The organism is Negativicutes bacterium (assembly GCA_018052945.1).
Taxonomy (GTDB): domain Bacteria; phylum Bacillota; class Negativicutes; order JAGPMH01; family JAGPMH01; genus JAGPMH01.
In genome coordinates this window covers 1-20,194 of the sequence record JAGPMH010000026.1, presented here as the reverse complement: position 1 = coordinate 20,194, position 20,194 = coordinate 1, and the positions used below count along the sequence as shown (strand labels likewise).

Sequence of the window (20,194 nt, the reverse complement as noted above, 5' to 3'; positions counted from 1 at the left end):
GCTATTGTTCAAAAAGCTTCTTGGCCGGAGGAAAAAATAGTTAGAGGAACTTTAGGTGATATTGCACAAAAAATTAAAGAAAATGATATTATGCGTACAGCAATGATAGTTGTAGGTCAATGTTTAGATACAAGCTACTCTTTGTCTAGATTATATGCCCCGGAGTTTGCTCATATGTATCGCGATGCTTCAAAATGAGTACAGCCATTATTTATCTGACAGGCAAGGGTGGAGCTCTAGCAGAAAAATTAGCCGCAATAATAAGTAACACTCAGCTATACGGGAAAAATAAAAGTGATATGGCAACAGAAACGATTAGCTATGATAACTTATCTAAATTAACTACTGAAATTTTCAATAAATATGAAAACCTTATTTTTATAATGGCTACTGGGATTGTCGTTCGGGTCATTGCGCCATTATTAAAAGACAAATTTACAGATCCGGCGGTTGTAGTGTTGAATGAAACCGGTGAACATGTTATCAGCTTATTATCAGGTCATATTGGTGGAGCAAATGAATTAACGCTAACTATTGCTAAAGAGTTAGCGGCTATTCCTGTCATTACCACTGCGAGTGATGTTAATAATAAATTAGCGGCAGATATGCTGGCTAAAAAGTTGAACTTAAAAATAACTTCACGGCAACAATTAGTTAAGATAAATGCTGAAATTGTGGCAGGGCGGAGCGTTCATTATTATATTGATAAAACAATAATGAACTATAGCTGGTATTGTGCTGAGGCTGAAAAGTTAGGTCTACAGCTTAATGAAATTGATTTAACTAATAATAACATGAATTTTCCGGCAGTTTTAATAAGCTCTAATACTGTAGTTATAGAAAATACTTTATTATTACAACCGGCTAATATAATTTTAGGAATTGGTTGTCGGAGAAATACTACTATTAATGAAATTTTATATGCAATAACAGAAGCTTGTAAGATTGCCAATATTCATAAAGATAATATTTGTGGTATTGCCAGTACTACTTTAAAAGAAGATGAAGAAGGCTTAATAGCGGTTGCTAAGCTGTTAAATGTTAAGCTTTCCTTTTATGATAATGAAAAAATATCTGAAACTATAAAGAAATATAATTTACAAGAATCAGATTTTGTTAATAAAAAGATTGGAGTTGGAAATGTATGCGAAGCAGCAGCGATATTAGCGAGTCAGCAGAAGAAATTACTATTGAGGAAAACCAAATTTCCCAAGGTGACGATAGCATTAGCATTGGAGAGTTAACAGTAGTGGGGATTGGCCCTGGTAGTCTTAATGATATGACCCCAAGAGCTTTTAACAGTATCAGAAATGCTGATGTGGTGGTTGGTTATAATGCCTATATAACTTTAATTAAATCGTTGATTGAAGATAAAAAAGTTATAGGGACAGCAATGTTACAAGAAATTGATCGTTGCAAAATGGCTGTCGAAAAAGCTATCAGTGGACAAAAGGTTGTTGTTGTTTCCAGTGGAGATCCTGGAATATATGGTATGGCCGGATTAGTGTTGGAGCTTGTAATGCAGTTACCAAAAGAAAAACAACCGAAAGTTGAAGTTGTTCCGGGGATTAGTGCGGTGAGTGCTTCGGCAGCAATTTTGGGTGCACCGCTAATGCATGATTTTGCGGTAATTAGTCTAAGTGATTTATTGACACCATGGGATTTGATTAAAAAAAGAGCGGAACTAGTCGCTCAAGGTGATTTTGTTGTAGCACTCTATAATCCCAAAAGTAAAAAACGCGTTAATCAAATTGAAGAAATAAGAGAGATAATGCTTAAATTTAAAGATCCGCAAACACCAGTGGGTATTGTCAATAATGCAACGAGAGAAAAAGAATATGCGATAATATCTAATTTAAATGATTTTACTAAGGAAACAATTGACATGTTCTCCTTGGTTATTATTGGAAATAGTAATACTTATGTCGAGGATGGAAAAATCATTACGCCAAGAGGCTATAAAATATGATTTTAGTCTTTGCCGGAACTCAAGATGCTAGAGCTTTAATTAATATGTTATTGGAGCAAGGTTATGAAGTTTTGGCATCAGTAGTTAGCGAGTATGGAAAAAGCTTGTTAAATCATCAGTATTTAAAAATTAATGATGCACGGTTAACTTTAAATGATATTAAAAAATTAGTACAAGACAATGATATTGATACAATTATTGATGCCAGTCATCCTTATGCTGAAATTGTCTCAGAAAATGCACTTACTGTGGCTAAAGATTTAAACATAAAGTACATTAGATATGAACGCGCGACAGCATTATTGCCGGAATATGAAAAATTAATGATAGTAGAGAGTTATCATCAAGCCGCTAAAGTCGCTGGAACCTTTGGTAATAATATTTTTCTGACAACAGGTAGTAAAACATTGGATGTTTTTTTAAATGAACCAAGTCTTAAAGATAAAAATATCACGGTTAGAGTTTTACCATCAGTGGAAGTAATAACTAAGTGTCAGGTAGCCGGATTAACTGCAAAAAACATTGTTGCGTTACAAGGACCTTTTTCGCATGAATTAAATTTAGAATTATATAAAAAATATCAAGCTGAGGTAATTATCACTAAAAATAGTGGTATTATTGGTGGAACAGATACTAAAATTTCAGCGGCGATAAGCTTAAATTTACCAATAATAATGATTGCTAGACCGAAGATTGAATATATTAATAAAGTTAATACTTTTGAAGCTGTTTTACAGTTGTTGAATAATAAAAATGGAGATGAAAACTAATGGAATTTATAACTGTTCCGGAACAAATTGAAAGCCGTAGTATGGAGATTATTGCTCCTTACTTAGCAGAATATAATCTTTCACCAAAAGAAATTAAAATTTTTTCTCGTATCATTCATGCCTCTGGTGATGTTGAATATGCTCATGTTATTAAAGCTCAAAAAGACTTTGTTGACAGTGCTTTAACTGCCTTGAAGAATGGTTGTAATATTTACACTGATGTTGAAATGGTTAGAACCGGTATTAATAAAAAAAGATTAGCACAATATGGTGGTAGCGTAGAATGTTTAATTGCTGATGAAGAAGTTGCTAAGCTTGCTAAAGAACAAGGTATTACTAGATCAATGGCAGCGATGCGTAAATTTGGCAAAAAATTAGATAATGCAATTATTGCTATTGGCAATGCCCCAACCGCTTTATTTGAAGTTTTAAAAATGATTAAAGAAAATGAAATTAAGCCGGCAGCGATTATTGGAATACCGGTAGGTTTTGTTGGAGCGAGAGAGTCAAAAGATTACTTAATTGAGCAAGCACCTGTTCCATACATAACAGTAGTAGGTAATAAGGGTGGCAGTCCGATTGCTGCTTCTGTTGTTAATGCACTTTTATATATGTTGGACTAATAATTGGAGATAACTATGAACAATATTGAACAGCCGCGAATAGTTATTGCTGCAACCAATAGTGGTGCTGGCAAAACAACAATAACCAACGGAATCTTAGCTTGTTTAAAAGAATTAGCGTTAAATGTTCAACCATATAAAATAGGCCCTGATTATATTGATCCGGGCTTTCATTCCTTAGCTAGCAAAAAGCAATGTCATAATCTTGATACATGGTTAGTGCCAAGTGAAAAAATTAAAGAAATATTTTTACAAACAGCAACTAATAGTGATATTGCCGTTATTGAAGGGGTTATGGGGTTATATGATGGTGGAACTAATGGAATTAGTAGTACCGCCACTATCGCCAAATTACTACAAGCACCGGTTGTTTTAGTAATAGATGCTAAGTCGATGGGCGATAGTGCAGCTGCCATAGCATTGGGCTTTAAAAACTATGATCCGGAACTTAATTTCGCCGGAGTAATTATTAATAGATTAGGTTCAGATAATCATGAAAAAATGGTAGTAGAGGCAATTTCAAGGCTCGGTATAAAAGTATTAGGTTGCGTTAGAAGAAATACTAATCTGGCGATGCCAGAACGTCATTTAGGCTTGACACCAACTACAGAAAATGATGTTTCGAAAACTTTAGAGCATATTAAAGATAATATAACAAAACAAGTTGATGTTACTGAAATTTATAATATAGCTAAAACAGCACCAGCCTTACAACTTGACACTAAAAATATCAAAAAGCATGTTTTTAGTGCTCTTAAAATTGGTGTTGCTAAAGATGAGGTTTTTTCATTTTATTATCCCGAAAGTTTAGCGGTATTAAGTGATTATGGAGCTGAAATAATTGAATTTAGTCCGCTACATGACAAAAAATTGCCAGAGGTAGATGCATTGATTCTAGGCGGTGGTTTTCCGGAAATGTTTGTGAAAGAGCTTTCACAAAATAAAGAAATGATTATGGCGATAAAAGCGGTTGCTGCTAACAAGATGCCAATTTATGCTGAATGCGGTGGCTTTATGTATTTGTGTTCGAAGATTATTGATTTTAATGCTGTAGCCTTTGAAATGGTAGGTCTTGTGCCGGCAGAATGCAAGATGAACAACAAATTACAAACCGTGGGCTATGTTCAAGCTAGAGCATTAAAAGACAATATTTTATGCCCTAAAAATGAAGTTATCAAAGGACATGAATTTCATTTTTCTTCAATGGAAATTTTAGATGACCAGCATTTTGAATGGGGCTTTGAATTTGAAAAATCTAGAACAAAGGCTAAATACTACTCAGGGTTTAGCTCTGAAAATATTTTAGCGTCATATTTACATATTCATTTTGCGGGAAATGAAGAATTAGTAGTTAATTTTTTGAATAAAGCCCAAGAATATAAATCAAGAAAAGATTAGAAGGTGTTAATTTTGTCAGGGAAAATTGTTTTGGTTACGGGTGGAGCAAGAAGTGGAAAAAGTACGTTTGCTGAAAAATATGTTGCTAAAGTTGGTAATAATATAACATATATTGCTACAGCACAAGTCTTTGATGAAGAAATGCGGTATAGAGTTGGACTTCATAAAAGTCGTCGTCCAAGTAATTGGAAGTGTATTGAGGCACCTTATTTAGCTGAGTTTGCGATTGAAAATTCAGCTAAAAGCAGTGATATAATTTTATTTGATTGCTTGACATTATATGTAACTAATCTATTACTGTCAGAAAATGCACCGGCGTCTATTAAAGAGCGTTATCATTATGTTAAAGAAGCGGTTGAACGAATTATTGAAGTTAGTAAAAAAACTGGAACTAATATTGTTTTTGTTACTAATGAAGTTGGGATGTCCATCGTTCCGGAAAATAATTTAGCACGAGAATTTCGTGATTTAGCTGGTATTGCAAATCAAATGATTGCTGCAATTGCAGATGAAGTCTTTTTAGTTATTAGTGGGATCCCGGTAGAATTAAATAAAATTAAAAATAATATCATAGTAGGGGAATAGTATGGCTAAATATATAATGTTGCAAGGAACAAGCTCACATGTTGGCAAAAGTATTTTAACAACTGCGTTATGTCGTATTTTTTTGCAAGATGACTATAAGGTTGTGCCTTTTAAAGCACAGAATATGGCCTTAAATTCATATGTAACTAAAACCGGTGAAGAAATGGGGCGAGCACAGGTTGCTCAAGCTGAAGCGGCAGGATTGGAACCGGTTGTAGAAATGAATCCGGTTTTATTAAAACCGACCGGGAATTCAACTTCACAAGTTATTTTATTGGGAAAACCGGTTGGCACAATGTCAGCCAAAGAGTATCACAATGGTTATTCTTTAACGGCATTAGGTGTTGTTGAAAAAACACTAGAAAAATTATCTAAAGAATATGAACTTGTGGTAATCGAAGGAGCTGGCAGCCCGGCAGAAGTTAACTTAAAAGCCAACGATATTGTTAATATGAGAGTAGCGAAGCTTCTTAATGCACCAGTATTATTAATAGCAGATATTGATAGAGGTGGAGCATTAGCCTCAATCGTCGGAACACTAGAATTATTAGAGCCGGATGAACGAGACTTGGTTAAAGGGTTAATTATTAATAAATTTCGTGGTGATATTACTTTATTAAAACCGGCGTTAGATTTTTTAGAAGAGAAAACAGGCAAACCGGTTTTAGGCGTGATACCGCATCTTGATAATTTAGGGATTGATGATGAGGATTCGGTTTCTTTAGAAGATAAAAATACTGTAAAAAATATAGATCAGCAAGCTGAAATTGAAATTGCGGTGCTTCGAACACCAAAAATTTCAAACTTTACTGATTTTGATAGTTTAGAGGTTGAACCTGATGTTAACTTGCGTTATGTTAAACAAGGGGAAGCAATTGGCAATCCGGATTTAATTATTTTACCCGGCAGTAAAAATACTAGTGAAGATTTATTGTATCTAAGAACTGAAGGGTATGAAAAAGAGTTGTTAGCTTTAGCTCAGCAAGGAACACCGATTATTGGTATTTGTGGTGGCTATCAAATGTTAGGTAGCGAAATAATTGATCCGGAAAAAACTGAATCTTCGCTAGCGAAAATTTCTGGTTTAAACTTACTACCGATGAAAACTGTTTTTTTAGGCAATAAAATAACTCACCAAATACAAGCACGAACGGTACAAAATTTTAAATTTTTAAAACAAGATATTTTTGCTGAAAATTTATCAGGTTATGAAATACATATGGGGCGGACAGAGTTTACTCAGCCGGTATTATCACCATTTCACATTGAAAAACGCTCGAGGGAAAATGTTAATTTAGTCGATGGTGTTATTAGTGAAAATCAACAAATATTAGGAACTTATATTCATGGTATATTTGATAATGATACCCTAAGACGCTCACTGTTAAATGCTATTAGAAGTAAAAAAGGCTTGAAACCATTGGCGGTTAGTATAAATATTAATGCACTAAAACAAGGTAGTTATAATAGACTGGCTGATACTGTCAGAAATAATCTTGATATGAAAAAGTTGATGCAGATAATGGGTGAATAATTTGGCAGAATATATTTTAATAATTTCTTTTTTATTTGATACAATTATTGGCGATCCTAAAACTAAATATCATCCGGTAGCTTTAATTGGGAAATTGATTGCATTTTTAGAAAAGTTGCTACTAAAGTGTCAAGAAAAACCACAAATAAAAAAATTTAAAGGTGGCCTGTTAGTACTTTGCCTGTTAGGGTTAGTTTATGGTATGATGACTGCAATTAATCTTAGCCTAAGTTATTTAAATGATATTTCAAAATTGATCTTAAGTGGTCTTATTCTCAGCTTTACTATTTCACCACGGGCTTTATCAGAAGCTGGTTTTGAAATAAAAAAATATTTAGATAACAATGATTTAATAACCGCTCGGCAAAAAGTATCATGGATTGTTGGCCGTGATACTGAAAATCTTGAGAAAAGTGAAATTGCTAGAGCTACTATTGAAACGGTAGCGGAGAATATAGTGGATGGCGTTATTGCACCATTATTTTATTTTTTGCTGGGAGGTATTTCACTAGCATTTGTATATCGTGCTGTTAATACCATGGATTCGATGTTAGGCTATAAAAATGATAAATATCAAGATTTTGGATTTTGTGCGGCTAAAGTTGATGATATTTTCAACTATTTTCCGGCAAGAATAACCGGTGTATTAATTGTGCTAGTTTCTATTATCTTGCGCTTAGATTATAAAAATGCATTTAAAATGATTCTAAGAGATGCGGCTAAGCATCCAAGTCCTAACAGTGGTATTAGTGAAGCTGGGGTGGCGGGTGCTTTAAATATCAGGCTTGGTGGCTTAAATTATTATTTTGGCAGAGCTTCAATGCGCGCCTATATGGGTGATGCTGATAATGTTATAGATAGTAGCCATATCGCAAAAACTAATTTAATGATGTATAGTACTACTATTGTTTTTATTTTAGGTAGTATTTTAATAATGAGGTTATTATGAATAATTTTTTTGTGGGATTACAGTTTTTGACTTCTCTGAAAATAGTAAAACAAACGGAGTGGTCACTGGAGTCATTCGGCAAAAGTGTTAAATATTTTCCTTTGATAGGGGCGGTTTTAGGAATTATTATGGCAAGCTTTTATTTTATTGCCATAAAATATTTACCCTTAGCCCATATTTATCTTTCGCATAATTTTTTAGCAATACTGCTATTTGCGCTTAGCATTATTTTAACGGGAGCATTACATTGCGATGGGTTTATGGACACTGCTGATGGAGTTTTTTCCGGAAGAAGCAAAGATAGAATGTTAGAAATAATGAAGGATAGTTGTGTGGGCTCTAATGCAGTAGTAGCTTTTTTTATTCTAAGCATCTTAAAGATTGCTCTTTTTATGGAAATTCCCAGTGATAAATTGTTGTTGGCGTTATTTGCAGCACCAATTTTAAGTCGCTTTAATATGGTGATTGCAATCACAAAATTCCCTTATGCTAGACCGGATGGAATGGGTAAGGCTTTTGCAGAATATTCGGGAGCAACAACATTTTATATTGCGTTATTATTTACGATGTTATTAATAATACCTTTAGGAAAAATGGGTATTAGTGCGTTTATTATTAGTTGTTTAGGTGGACTTTTTTTCTGTAATTACTTTAGTAAAATTTTAGGCGGATTAACAGGCGATACTTATGGAGCAATAACCGAGCTTTGTGAAGTGATAGTGCTATGTTGCTTTTTAATCATTAGCTAATAGAGGTGTGTTATGCAAGTATTGGTTAAAGTCCCTGGATCATGTGGTGAATTAATTCAAGGAAAAGTTTCCGGTAAAGATTTATTAGTTACTTGCCCGATTAATTTATATTCACAGGTCAGCATAAAAGAAAGTAATCATAATAATTTTGAAAATATTAATAAAAAATCTTTTTTGGCTATTACTAGGACTTTGGAGTACTTGAATATACAGACCACGAATTATAAAATTAAATTGGTCAGTGAATTACTGCAAGGTAAGGGAATGGCTTCAAGTAGTGCAGATATTAGTGCTGTGATAAAAGCAATCGGGTTAATAAATAATGTTGATTTATCAGCAGAAAAAATTGCTGAGATTGCCATTGGGATTGAACCAACCGATGGAATTTTTTTTGAAGGTATTGTTGCGTTTGACCATATCAAAGGAGAAGTTTTACAATACTTAGGTCAGGCGTTACCTATTACTATCGGAATTTTTGATTTTGGTGGTAGTGTTGATACCATAAACTTTAATAATCGCTTTGATTTATTAGAACTTAATAATAAGAAAGAAAAATATGTAAAAAAAGCTTATGATTTGTTAGAACGTGGCTTTTTAACTAAAGATACAAAAATAATTGGAGAGGCAACGACAATTAGTGCACTTGCGAACCAAGAAATATTATATAAAGATAAACTCGATAAAATAATTGATATTGTTGTTCAAAATGGTGGGCTGGGGATTAACATTGCTCATAGTGGTACTTTACTAGGGGTGCTTTTTAATAATAGTGATGCTGAAGCATTAAGTTTTTGCATTGATGAATTAAGCTCTAAGTTTAATAGGATGACATATTATAGGACAGTTAATTTAGTTAATGGTGGAATATATCAAGAGGGTGAATAAATGAAAACCAATGCAAAATTTGAACATGGTGGCAACATTCATAAAGCTAAGCGTGATAAAAATACGAAGCTGATTGATTTTAGTGCAAATATTAATTCGTTAGGATTATCGGTAGCGGTTGAAGCTAAAATAAAAGCTAGCATTGACGAAATAATACATTATCCTGATCCTGATTGTTATGAACTAAAAAAGTTATTAGGTCAATGTTATAGCATTCCCAAAAAATACATAACTATAGGCAATGGTGCTGTCGAATTGTTATATATCTTTTGTAATATTTTAAAGCCAAAGAATGTAATGATTATGGCACCTTCTTTTTGTGAATATGAAAGAGCAGCCTTAGCAAGTGCTGCTAAGATTAATTATCATTATTTAGAGGTTAAAAATGATTTTAAGTTGAAGGTATCAGAACTTATCAATAAACTTGACGGTAATGATATTGTTTTTTTGTGTAATCCAAACAATCCAACCGGTACCATTTTAAAATATCAAGAGATCGATTCAATATTAGCAGTAGCAAAAGCAAAGAATATTATCATTTTAGTTGATGAATCTTTTATTGACTTTATCGAAAACAATCAAGAATATACCTGTCGCCAACTAATTCAGCATTATGATAATTTAGTTATTTTACATTCTTTAACAAAATTTTATGCAATACCGGGATTACGGCTGGGCTTTATGCTAGCAAATAGTGACTTAACGCAAAAAATGCATTTAGCAAAAGATCCATGGAATGTTAATGTTTTAGCACAAGTGGCTGGAGTTGCAGCATTAAATGATAAAGAGTATCAAAAACAAAGTATTGAAAATTTAAATTACACTAAAAGTCTATTTTATGATAAATTAAAAAGTATAGAAAAACTAAAAGTATATCCGCCAACGGTTAACTATATTTTTATTGATATAAAAAATACTGGTTATACTGCAAGAGAATTGCAAGAGTTACTGTTAAAAGATAATATTTTAATTCGAAACTGCGAAAATTATCCGGGGTTGTCAGAATATTATATTAGGCTAGCGATTAAAGATGAAAAAAACAATAATTTATTAATAAATTATTTACAGAAAATTATAGGTGATTAATATGACGAAAATAATTTTTGTGAGACATGGACAAACTTTATGGAATTTAGAAATGAAATATCAAGGCCATACCGATATCGCCCTTTCTGAATTAGGGATAGAACAAGCTAAACGTGTTTCAAAACGTTTAATGTCTGAAGAATTTTCTGCTGTTTATTCCAGTGATTTGGTCAGAGCATTTGAAACTGCTAATATTATTGCAGCGCCAAAGAAAATTAAAGTTAATACTGATTGTGACTTACGAGAGATTTGTTTTGGTGATTGGGAGGGGCTGACTTATGCTGAAATAAATGAAAAATGGCCTAATGCCTTAAATCAATTTTTCTCAGATACTACGAAGATTACTATTCCCAATGGCGAAAGTTTTGAAACTTTGAAACAGCGTAGTGATGTTGCTATTAATAAAATTTTAGAAAAGCATAAAAAAGAGACGGTGGTAGTTGTGGCACATGGTGCAACGATTAGAGCAATGATTTGCAGTGCTTTAAATTTACCATTAGATTATGTTTGGCGAATTCGTCAAGACAACACTGCCGTAAACATGGTGGAATATCATAAGAACAATAATATTGTAACTTTGCTCAATGATATTCATCACTTAAATTAATTATAAGGGGGTTTGTATTTATGCATGATTTTTGTATTATTCCTGATAAATGTGAAAATTTTTGGTCATTTGTAAATACAATGCCTTTAACAATTGAAGAAAAAGCAATTGTTAATCAATGTGTGCTTAAAAAAGTAATAATTGATGTAAATAACAATTGCTGGCATATTCATTTGAATACACAAGCGGAAGTAAGTAAGCAATTGCTAAATAGAGTTGGTTTACAGTTGTGTGAAAATTGCGGTGTTAGCAAAGTTGAATTTAAGCAAAATATAATTAGTTTAGAAGAATACTTTATTGGTAAATGGTCTGAATTAATTAAAAATATTACGCAAAATCCGACTGTTAAACATTTATTATCAACTGCTAAACGGAATTTTGATGGAACAAAGTTAACCTTGGAACTAAATGGTGATTTAGCTTCAGAAATAATTGAAGCACATGATGTAATTTTTAGCATTAAAGACTTTATTAAGAAGGAATTAGCTGTTAACTTAGAAATTGAATGTTTGGTTAGTACAGATGAAGTCGAAATAACGGATGATGATTTATTAACACCTGAATATATTGAAGCTACACAGCCTGATGCTGTTAAACAAGCTACAGGTATTGTAAAAAAGAAAGAAAATAATATCATCTTTGGGCGTAATATCAAAGATAATAATATTGCGATAAACTTAATTCAAGAAGAAGCCAGAAATGTCGTGGTTCAAGGAAAGGTAGTTTCCTTTGAAGGGCGTGAACTTAAATCGGGGAGATTTTTGTTAACGGTTGATATTGCAGACAATACTGATGGAATTAGTGGTAAAGCTTTTTTTGATGAAAAAGAAAAATATGATAGTATTCTTAGTTCTTTGAGTAAAAATTTAATTGTTAAGGCCAAAGGCACGGTGCAATTTGATAAATATGCGAATGAACTTAGCATGTTTTTTGATAGTTTGATAAAAATAGAAGAAGAACAAAAAAGAACAGATAATGCTACCGTTAAAAGGGTTGAACTACATACGCATACTCATATGAGTAATATGGATGCGGTTGTTTCTGTAAAAAATTTAATAACACAAGCTGCGAAGTGGGGACATCCGGCAATAGCTATAACTGATCACGGTGTGGTACAGGCATTTCCGGAAGCTTATGAAGTGGCGGCTAAAGCAAATATAAAAATTATCTATGGAATGGAAGGCTATTTGTTTGAAAATGATATTAATAAAGCCAATCATATTGTAATTTTAGCAAAGAACTTAATTGGTTTGCGAAACTTATATACGTTAGTATCATTATCACACCTGAAATATTTACATCGAACACCACGAATTCCTAAAAAGGTTTTGGCGGAATATCGTGAAGGATTAATTTTTGGTTCGGCATGTGAAGCAGGGGAATTAATTCAAGCAATTATTCATGGTGCTAAAGATGAAGAGTTAGAAAAAATTGCTGAGTTTTATGATTATTTAGAAATACAACCAATCGGCAATAATAGCTTTTTGGTTAGAGAAGGAATTATTCCTGATGATAATGGGTTACAACAAATTAATATCAAAGTCAGTCAAATTGCTAATAAGCTTAATAAACCTTTAATTGCAACTTGTGATGTGCATTTTTTAAACCCAGAAGATGAAGTTTATCGACGAATTTTAATGACTGGTAAAGGGTTTGCTGATGCTGATAATCAGCCACCGCTTTACTTAAGAACTACCGAAGAAATGTTAGCTGAGTTTTCGTATTTAGGCAAAGAATTAGCAACAGCTGCAGTTATTGATAATCCGCGCAAAATTGCGGAAGATATCGAAACCTTTAAACCTATTCCAGATGAATTATATTCACCAAAAATTCCAGGGGCGGAAAATGAGATTAGAGCAATGTCATATAATAAAGCTAAAGCATTATATGGTGAAGAATTACCAGTTATTGTTGCAGAAAGGCTAACTTATGAGCTTAACTCTATTATTAATAATGGGTTTGCAGTATTATACTTAATTGCCCATAAGTTAGTTAAAAAATCATTGGATGACGGTTATTTAGTTGGCTCCAGAGGTTCAGTCGGTTCATCTTTTGTAGCGACAATGACGGATATAACTGAAGTTAACCCTCTGCCGCCACATTGGCGGTGCGGTAACTGTTTGTTTAGTGAATTTGTTACTGATGGTAGTTATGGCGGTGGCTTTGATTTGCCGGCGAAAAATTGTCCACATTGCGAAACTTTGATGATTAAAGATGGTCATGATATTCCTTTTGCTGTTTTTATGGGGTTTCATGGAGATAAAGTTCCCGATATAGATTTAAACTTTTCCGGTGATTATCAGCCAATTGCTCATAAGTACACAGAAGAATTATTTGGTAAGGATAATGTCTTTAGAGCCGGAACCATTGCGACGATTGCCGATAAAACTGCTTATGGCTATGTAAAGAATTATTATAATGAAAAAGGTATCATAACTAGAAATGCACATATTAATAGTTTAGTAAATGGTTGTACTGGGGTAAAACGAACTACTGGTCAGCATCCGGGTGGAATTATGGTAGTGCCTCGAGATATGGATGTACATCATTTCACCCCAATTCAACGGCCAGCTGATGATAAAAATTCTTCGACGATTACGACTCATTTTGATTATCATTCTATTAGTAGTCGCCTAGTTAAGCTTGATATTCTTGGTCATGATGACCCGACGGTGATAAAAATGTTAGAAGATTTAACTGGCTTAAAACCGCAAGAGATACCGCTAGATGACCAAGCAACAATGAGTCTGTTTTCTAATACTGATGCTTTGGGCGTTAGTAGTCAAGAGTTAGGTAGCAATACCGGCACTTTTGGTATTCCTGAGTTTGGCACTAAGTTTGTTCGACAAATGTTAGAAGATACTATGCCAAAAACTTTCAGTGAATTGGTTCGAATAAGTGGATTTTCTCATGGGACTGACGTGTGGTTAAATAATGCTCAAGATTTAATTAAGGCAGGAACTGCTAAGTTATCAGAAGCTATTTCAGCTCGTGATGATATCATGGTATATTTGATTCATAAAGGTGTTGAACCATCTTTAGCTTTTAAAACGATGGAGAGTGTTCGTAAAGGAAAAGGGATTAAAGCTGAAGATGTTCAAAAGTTAAAGGAAAAAAATGTTCCTAATTGGTATATTGAATCCTGTCAAAAAATAAAATATATGTTCCCGAAAGCTCATGCGGTTGCTTATGTAATGATGGCTTTTAGAATTGCATATTGCAAGGTGCATTTTCCACTATCGTTTTATGCAGCCTACTTTACCGTAAGGGCGACAGAATTTGATGCCAACTTAATTGTTAAAGGACCGTCTGTCTTAAGACAACAATTAAAAGAACTTGAGCAAAAAGGCAATAATTTGAGTGCGAAAGAAAAAGGATTACAAACTGTTTTTGAATTGGCACTGGAAATGTTTCTGCGTGGCTTTACTTTTGAGCGAGTTGACTTAAATAAGTCTTCGGCTGATAAGTTTATTATGCAGGATAAGTCATTGTTGCCTCCACTAGCATCATTGCAGGGGCTTGGAACATCAGCAGCACTTAATATTGTACAAGCTAGGGGAGAGAAGGAATTTTCTTCAATTGAAGATTTAAAAGTTAGAGCCAGATTATCAAAAACAGTAGTTGATATTTTACAAGAACATGGCTGTTTACAAGGAATGACGGAAAGTGATCAAATGAATTTATTTGCTTAGGCGATATACTTGTCAATATTTATTGATAGTGATATAATGAAGCAAGAAATTATGTTTAGTTTTTTAAGAGTGGGCAAAAAGCCCACTCTTTAGTGTTATTTCTGCAAATTGGTGTTTTACCTATAGACACTATAAGATTAGGAGGTGTTGTTGTGGCTAATCATATTGAATCATTAGTAGAAGAAATTGTTGTGAAATTATTACAAGATACCAATATTGAATTAATAGATGTTGAATATGTTAAAGAAAAAGACTGGTATTTAAGAGTGTTTATTGATAAAGATGGTGGTATTGAAATTGAGGATTGCCAGTCTCTTAGCGAACAATTAGAGGAAAAGCTAGATGAATTGGATCCTATTAGCGACAGCTATTATTTAGAAGTTTCTTCTCCGGGGTTGGACCGAGCCTTGAAAAAGGATAAAGATTTCCAACGCCATCTTGGTGATAAGATTGAAATTACAACTTATGCACCAATTAATGGCTCAAAAATTATTGTTGGTACTTTAAAACAGTATTCTGCAGAAAATTTGACAATTGAAGTTGAAGAAAACATTATTAGTATCGAACGTGAAAAAATTGCAAAAGTTAAATTATATTTAGACTTTTAATAGAACAATTGAATAGGGGGATAACAAATGAACGCAGAGTTCATGCAAGCATTTGAAGAGTTAGGCAAAGAAAAGGGGATAGCACCAGAAATATTATTTGATGCTATTGAAGCGGCTTTAATTTCCGCATATAAAAGAAATTTTGGTTCAGCCCAAAATGTGAGAGTTTCATTAGATCGTATCACCGGAGAAATTCATGTTTTTGCTCGTAAAATTGTTGTTACAGAATTAACAGAGCAACATTTGGAAGTTAGTTTAGCAGAGGCAAAAGAAATAGATCCACGTTATGAAGAAAACGATATTATTGAAATTGAAGTAACACCAAAAGATTTTGGTAGAATTGCAGCACAAACTGCTAAACAAGTTGTAGTACAAAGAATTAGAGAAGCAGAGCGCGGAATCATTTATGATGAATTTTCCAACCGAGAAAGTGATATCTTAACGGGTATTGTTCAAAGAATCGAACAAAAAAATGTTTTTATTGACCTGGGTAAGGCAGAAGCTATTTTAGCACCAACTGAGCAAATCCCTTTTGAACAATATAAACATGGTGATAGAGTAAAAAGCTATATCATTGAAGTTAAAAAAACCACTAAAGGTCCACAAATTCTTGTTTCTAGAACTCATCCGGGTTTATTAAAAAGATTATTTGAACTTGAGGTTCCAGAAATTCAAGATGGAATTGTTGAAATTAAATCAGTAGCAAGAGAACCAGGTATGAGATCAAAAATTGCAGTATATTCTCGTGACGAAGACATCGATCCAGTAGGTGCTTGTGTTGGTCATAAAGGGATGAGAGTCCAAACCATTGTTGATGAATTAAAAGGTGAAAAAATTGATATAGTAAAATGGAGTCCAGATCCAGTAAAATATATAGCAAATTCACTTAGTCCAGCTAAGGTAGTATCAGTTGAGGTTAATGAAATTGAAAAAATATCAAAAGTTATTGTTCCTGATTTTCAATTATCTTTAGCAATCGGCAAGGAAGGGCAAAATGCTAGATTAGCTGCTAAACTAACCGGCTGGAAGATTGATATAAAAAGTGAATCACAAGCAAGTCAAGCTGAAAACGAATAATTAGAGGAGGCTTGATTGAAATGAAAAAAATACCTCAAAGAATGTGCGTTGGCTGTCAAGAGATGCACAACAAGAAAGAATTGCTGAGAATTGTTAAAACGCCAGAAGGTGAGTATCTTCTAGACGATACTGGCAAAAAGTCCGGTCGTGGCGCATATGTTTGTCATAAGGAAGAATGTTTAAACAAGGCTTTTAAAGAAAAAAGATTGGAAAAATCATTTAAAAATCCTGTGGACAATGAAATATACCAGCAACTGAAAGCAAGGATATTCGGTGATGATTAATATAGAAAAAAGGTTGATAAATACATTGAGTTTAGCACAGCGAGCAACTAAACTGGCTTCAGGAGAGTTGGCAGTAGAAAAAGCAATTAAAACCAATAAAGCTAAACTTGTCATAATTGCCACTGATGTTTCAGATGGTACGAAAAAAAAATATACAGATATGTCACAATATTATCAAACAAAATTGTATAGTATTTTAACAAAAGAACAATTAGGTCATTGTATTGGCAAAGAATACCGTGCTGCGGTTGCAGTATTGGACGATGGCTTTGCAAAATCAATTGTTAAAATATTAAACCCTTGATTAAATGTGATAACAGAAAGCTGGGGGTGGATTAATGTCGAAATATAGAATATATGAATTGGCAAAAGAATTTAGTACATCCAGTAAAACTATTTTAGATATATTAGAACGTAATAGTTTTACTGTTAAAAATCATATGAGTAGTGTTGGTGATACAGAAAAGGATGTTTTAGTAAGAGTTTTTGCGCCGAAAGTTGCTGAAACAAAGCCAAAAGTTACTACTGAAAAGAACGATAAAAACTTAAACAAGCCAAATAAACCAGTTGCTACACCTGTAGCAACAAAAGTAAATCCTAATAATAATGGTCAAGGTGCACCTAGACCGCAGCACCATGCAGGAAATAACAATCAAAATAGACCTAGACCACAACACCAAAACCAACCTAATGTAGCAGTTGGCAATACTAATAATGCTCCTGCTAACTCCAATAATAATAGACCTAATAATTTTAGAGGAAACAACAACAATAATAATAGAAATAACTTCCAAAACAATAGAAATAATAATAATAGAAACAATAAAAATCGCAACCAAACACCACAAAAAACATTCACACCTAGAGTTGAGCCGGAAAAACCAAAAGTTATTAAAGTTGGTGATTCTTTAACAGTTAAAGAATTGGCAAGTAAACTTAGACGTGAAGTCAGTGAAATAATCAAAAAATTAATGATGCTTGGTATTATGGCGAATATCAACCAAGAATTAGATTTTGATACAATAACATTAATTGCTGGTGAATTTGAAGTTGAGGTTGAAGAATTACCACCAGAAGAAGATCCAACTGAAATTCCTGAAATTGTTGATGATCCAAAATCATTGATGCCTCGTCCGCCGGTTGTAACGGTTATGGGACATGTTGACCATGGTAAAACTTCTTTATTGGATGCGATTAGAAAAACTAATGTAACTGGCAAAGAAGCAGGGGGAATCACTCAGCATATTGGAGCTTATCAAGTAGTATGTAATGGTAAAAAAATTGTATTTTTAGATACGCCTGGTCATGAAGCGTTTACAGCAATGAGAGCCAGAGGAGCGCAGGTTACTGATATTGCTATTTTAGTTGTTGCAGCTGATGATGGTGTAATGCCACAGACAATAGAAGCTTTAAATCATGCTAAATCTGCTAATGTTCCAATTATTGTTGCTATCAATAAAATTGATAGAGAAGGTGCAAATCTTGATAGAGTAAAACAACAATTAGCTGAGCATAATTTAATTCCGGAAGACTGGGGTGGCGAAACCATTATGGTTCCTGTTTCTGCCCATCAAAGAACTGGTATTAATGATTTATTAGAAATGATTTTATTAGTTGCAGAAATGCAAGAATTAAAAGCTAATCCTAATCGTCGTGCTCAAGGCACTATTGTTGAAGCACAATTAGATAAAGGTCGTGGTCCTGTAGCCACAGTATTGGTACAAACTGGTACATTAAAAATTGGTGATTCAATTATTGCCGGAACTGCTTTTGGTAAAGTTAGAGCAATGATTAATGACCGTGGCGAAAAAGTTAAAAAAGCTGGCCCTAGTACTCCGGTTGAAGTGTTAGGCTTAGCTGATGTACCGGCTGCTGGTGATATTTTAGATGCACTCGACGAAAAATCAGCTCGCTTTATTGCGGAAAAACGTATTGCGAAAAAACGTACTGATGAAATGAATAGTTCACAAAAAGTATCATTAGATGATTTATTCCAACAAATTCAAGATGGCAATATTAAAGATTTAAATATTCTTATTAAGGCTGATGTTCAAGGTTCAGTAGAAGCATTGAAACAATCCTTATTAAGCTTAAATGCGAAAAATGATGAAGTTCGCGTTAATATCATCCATTCTGGTGCGGGAGCTATTAACGAGTCTGATGTAATGTTGGCGACAGCTGCAAATGCTCTAATTATTGGTTTTAATGTTAGACCTGATAATAATGCTCGTCGTTTAGCCGATAATGAGAAAATTGATATTAGAAGTTATAGTGTAATTTATGAAGCAATCAATGATGTTGAAGCTGCAATGACAGGAATGCTTGCGCCACAATACAAAGAAGTAATTCAAGGTAAAGTGGAAATAAGACAAGTGTTTAGCTTTAATAAAAATATCGTTGCTGGCTCTTATGTTTTAGAAGGTAAAATTACTAACTCTTCTAAAATACGGATTATTAGAGATGGTATTGTTGTTCATGAAGGAGCGATTGAATCTTTGCGTCGTTTTAAAGATGATGTGAAAGAGGTTAACTCTGGTTATGAGTGTGGTATCACACTAGAAAACTTCCGTGATATTAAAGATAATGATATTTTAGAAGCTTATACAATGGAACAAATAAAACCGGGAAAATAAAAGTTGAACGGAGGGTGAAAGATGGGACAACTCCGCGTTGAAAAAGTTCAAGAATTAATTAAACAAGAAGTCAGTAAAATGATCTTGCGTGAATTAAAAGACCCAAGAATCGGGTTTGTAACGGTTACGCAAGTTGATGTTACTGGTGACTTAAGATATGCAAAAATTTATGTTAGTTTAATGGGAACTGACGAACAAAAAACAGAATGCTGGACCGGCTTACAAAAGGCATTAGGTTTTATCAGAAGTGAAATTGGCAAAAGAATTCGTTTAAGATGTACACCAGAACTATCTTTTCAAATTGATACTTCACTTGATTATAGTGTTAGAATTCAAGAATTATTGAATCAAATAAATACTAATGAGGAAAAAAGCTAAAATGAATGTTACTTTAAATGATGTTTTAACTATTCTTCAAGAACATGAAAGCTTTGTCATAACAACGCATGTTAATCCTGATGGTGATGCTATTGGCTCACTATTAGCATTGGGATCATTTCTGGAGAAAATGAACAAAAAAGTACATTTAGTAATTGATGATGAAATTACTGCAAGTTATAAATTCCTCAAAGGTTTGGAAAAAATTAATAAACCAAATGCTACATTAAATGCTGATTTATTAATCGTATTAGATGCTAGTGATTATGATAGAATTGGTAATGTCAAAAACATTACCAATTCTAAAATATTAAATATCGATCATCATATTTCAAATGCGAACTTTGCTGATTATTTATATTTAGAT

The 20,194-nt window shown here is 33.3% G+C and carries 21 protein-coding genes; all 21 read left to right on the top strand.

What is annotated here, in order from left to right; all coding sequences use genetic code 11:
• On the top strand, positions 1 to 198 hold a 198-nt coding region (cbiF, locus tag KBI38_05410), incomplete at its 5' end, for a cobalt-precorrin-4 C(11)-methyltransferase (protein ID MBP8629498.1).
• Complete coding sequence (locus KBI38_05405; protein MBP8629497.1) at positions 195 to 1,244, top strand: cobalt-precorrin 5A hydrolase; 1,050 nt, start codon at positions 195 to 197, stop codon at positions 1,242 to 1,244. The genes cbiF and KBI38_05405, both read left to right, overlap by 4 nt.
• The gene (gene cobJ, locus KBI38_05400) at positions 1,145 to 1,969 is read left to right on the top strand and encodes a precorrin-3B C(17)-methyltransferase (GenBank protein MBP8629496.1); all 825 of its coding nucleotides are present in this window, start codon (positions 1,145 to 1,147) and stop codon (positions 1,967 to 1,969) included. Before KBI38_05405 ends, cobJ begins: the two co-directional genes overlap by 100 nt.
• On the top strand, positions 1,966 to 2,739 hold the full coding sequence (gene cobK / locus KBI38_05395) for a precorrin-6A reductase (protein MBP8629495.1): 774 nt from the start codon (positions 1,966 to 1,968) through the stop codon (positions 2,737 to 2,739). Before cobJ ends, cobK begins: the two co-directional genes overlap by 4 nt.
• The gene (locus KBI38_05390) at positions 2,739 to 3,362 is read left to right on the top strand and encodes a precorrin-8X methylmutase (protein ID MBP8629494.1); all 624 of its coding nucleotides are present in this window, start codon (positions 2,739 to 2,741) and stop codon (positions 3,360 to 3,362) included. Before cobK ends, KBI38_05390 begins: the two co-directional genes overlap by 1 nt.
• Before the next feature lie 15 nt (positions 3,363 to 3,377).
• Positions 3,378 to 4,760, top strand: coding sequence for a cobyrinate a,c-diamide synthase (locus tag KBI38_05385; GenBank protein ID MBP8629493.1), 1,383 nt, complete (start codon positions 3,378 to 3,380; stop codon positions 4,758 to 4,760).
• Positions 4,761 to 4,772: 12 nt separating this feature from the next.
• Positions 4,773 to 5,345 (top strand): bifunctional adenosylcobinamide kinase/adenosylcobinamide-phosphate guanylyltransferase, encoded by a 573-nt coding sequence (cobU, locus tag KBI38_05380; GenBank protein MBP8629492.1) that lies wholly within the window; start codon positions 4,773 to 4,775, stop codon positions 5,343 to 5,345.
• Position 5,346: 1 nt separating this feature from the next.
• Entirely contained in the window at positions 5,347 to 6,879 is a 1,533-nt protein-coding gene (locus KBI38_05375; protein ID MBP8629491.1) for a cobyric acid synthase, read from the top strand.
• A 1-nt stretch (position 6,880) separates the two neighbouring features.
• A complete protein-coding gene (gene cobD, locus KBI38_05370; protein ID MBP8629490.1) occupies positions 6,881 to 7,828 on the top strand; it encodes a cobalamin biosynthesis protein CobD in 948 nt (315 codons plus the stop codon).
• The gene (cobS, locus tag KBI38_05365; GenBank protein ID MBP8629489.1) at positions 7,825 to 8,577 is read left to right on the top strand and encodes an adenosylcobinamide-GDP ribazoletransferase; all 753 of its coding nucleotides are present in this window, start codon (positions 7,825 to 7,827) and stop codon (positions 8,575 to 8,577) included. The genes cobD and cobS overlap by 4 nt, the downstream gene beginning before the upstream one ends.
• A 12-nt stretch (positions 8,578 to 8,589) precedes the next feature.
• Positions 8,590 to 9,462: a GHMP kinase gene (locus KBI38_05360; protein ID MBP8629488.1), complete on the top strand. Its 873-nt coding sequence runs from the start codon at positions 8,590 to 8,592 to the stop codon at positions 9,460 to 9,462.
• The gene (locus KBI38_05355) at positions 9,463 to 10,548 is read left to right on the top strand and encodes a threonine-phosphate decarboxylase (GenBank protein MBP8629487.1); all 1,086 of its coding nucleotides are present in this window, start codon (positions 9,463 to 9,465) and stop codon (positions 10,546 to 10,548) included.
• 1 nt (position 10,549) lies between these two features.
• The gene (gene cobC / locus KBI38_05350) at positions 10,550 to 11,155 is read left to right on the top strand and encodes an alpha-ribazole phosphatase (protein MBP8629486.1); all 606 of its coding nucleotides are present in this window, start codon (positions 10,550 to 10,552) and stop codon (positions 11,153 to 11,155) included.
• Between the two features lie 20 nt (positions 11,156 to 11,175).
• Entirely contained in the window at positions 11,176 to 14,847 is a 3,672-nt protein-coding gene (locus KBI38_05345; GenBank protein MBP8629485.1) for a PolC-type DNA polymerase III, read from the top strand.
• A gap of 152 nt (positions 14,848 to 14,999) precedes the next feature.
• A complete protein-coding gene (locus KBI38_05340; protein MBP8629484.1) occupies positions 15,000 to 15,455 on the top strand; it encodes a ribosome maturation factor RimP in 456 nt (151 codons plus the stop codon).
• 27 nt (positions 15,456 to 15,482) lie between these two features.
• Positions 15,483 to 16,532, top strand: a complete 1,050-nt coding sequence (nusA, locus tag KBI38_05335; GenBank protein MBP8629483.1) for a transcription termination/antitermination protein NusA — start codon at positions 15,483 to 15,485, stop codon at positions 16,530 to 16,532.
• 20 nt (positions 16,533 to 16,552) lie between these two features.
• Complete coding sequence (locus KBI38_05330) at positions 16,553 to 16,816, top strand: YlxR family protein (protein MBP8629482.1); 264 nt, start codon at positions 16,553 to 16,555, stop codon at positions 16,814 to 16,816.
• On the top strand, positions 16,812 to 17,120 hold the full coding sequence (locus tag KBI38_05325) for a ribosomal L7Ae/L30e/S12e/Gadd45 family protein (protein ID MBP8629481.1): 309 nt from the start codon (positions 16,812 to 16,814) through the stop codon (positions 17,118 to 17,120). Before KBI38_05330 ends, KBI38_05325 begins: the two co-directional genes overlap by 5 nt.
• Before the next feature lie 34 nt (positions 17,121 to 17,154).
• Positions 17,155 to 19,449, top strand: a complete 2,295-nt coding sequence (gene infB / locus KBI38_05320; protein MBP8629480.1) for a translation initiation factor IF-2 — start codon at positions 17,155 to 17,157, stop codon at positions 19,447 to 19,449.
• Positions 19,450 to 19,470: 21 nt separating this feature from the next.
• The gene (rbfA, locus tag KBI38_05315) at positions 19,471 to 19,827 is read left to right on the top strand and encodes a 30S ribosome-binding factor RbfA (GenBank protein ID MBP8629479.1); all 357 of its coding nucleotides are present in this window, start codon (positions 19,471 to 19,473) and stop codon (positions 19,825 to 19,827) included.
• 1 nt (position 19,828) lies between these two features.
• Positions 19,829 to 20,194: DHH family phosphoesterase (locus tag KBI38_05310; protein ID MBP8629478.1), on the top strand; the 366-nt coding region annotated here is incomplete at its 3' end.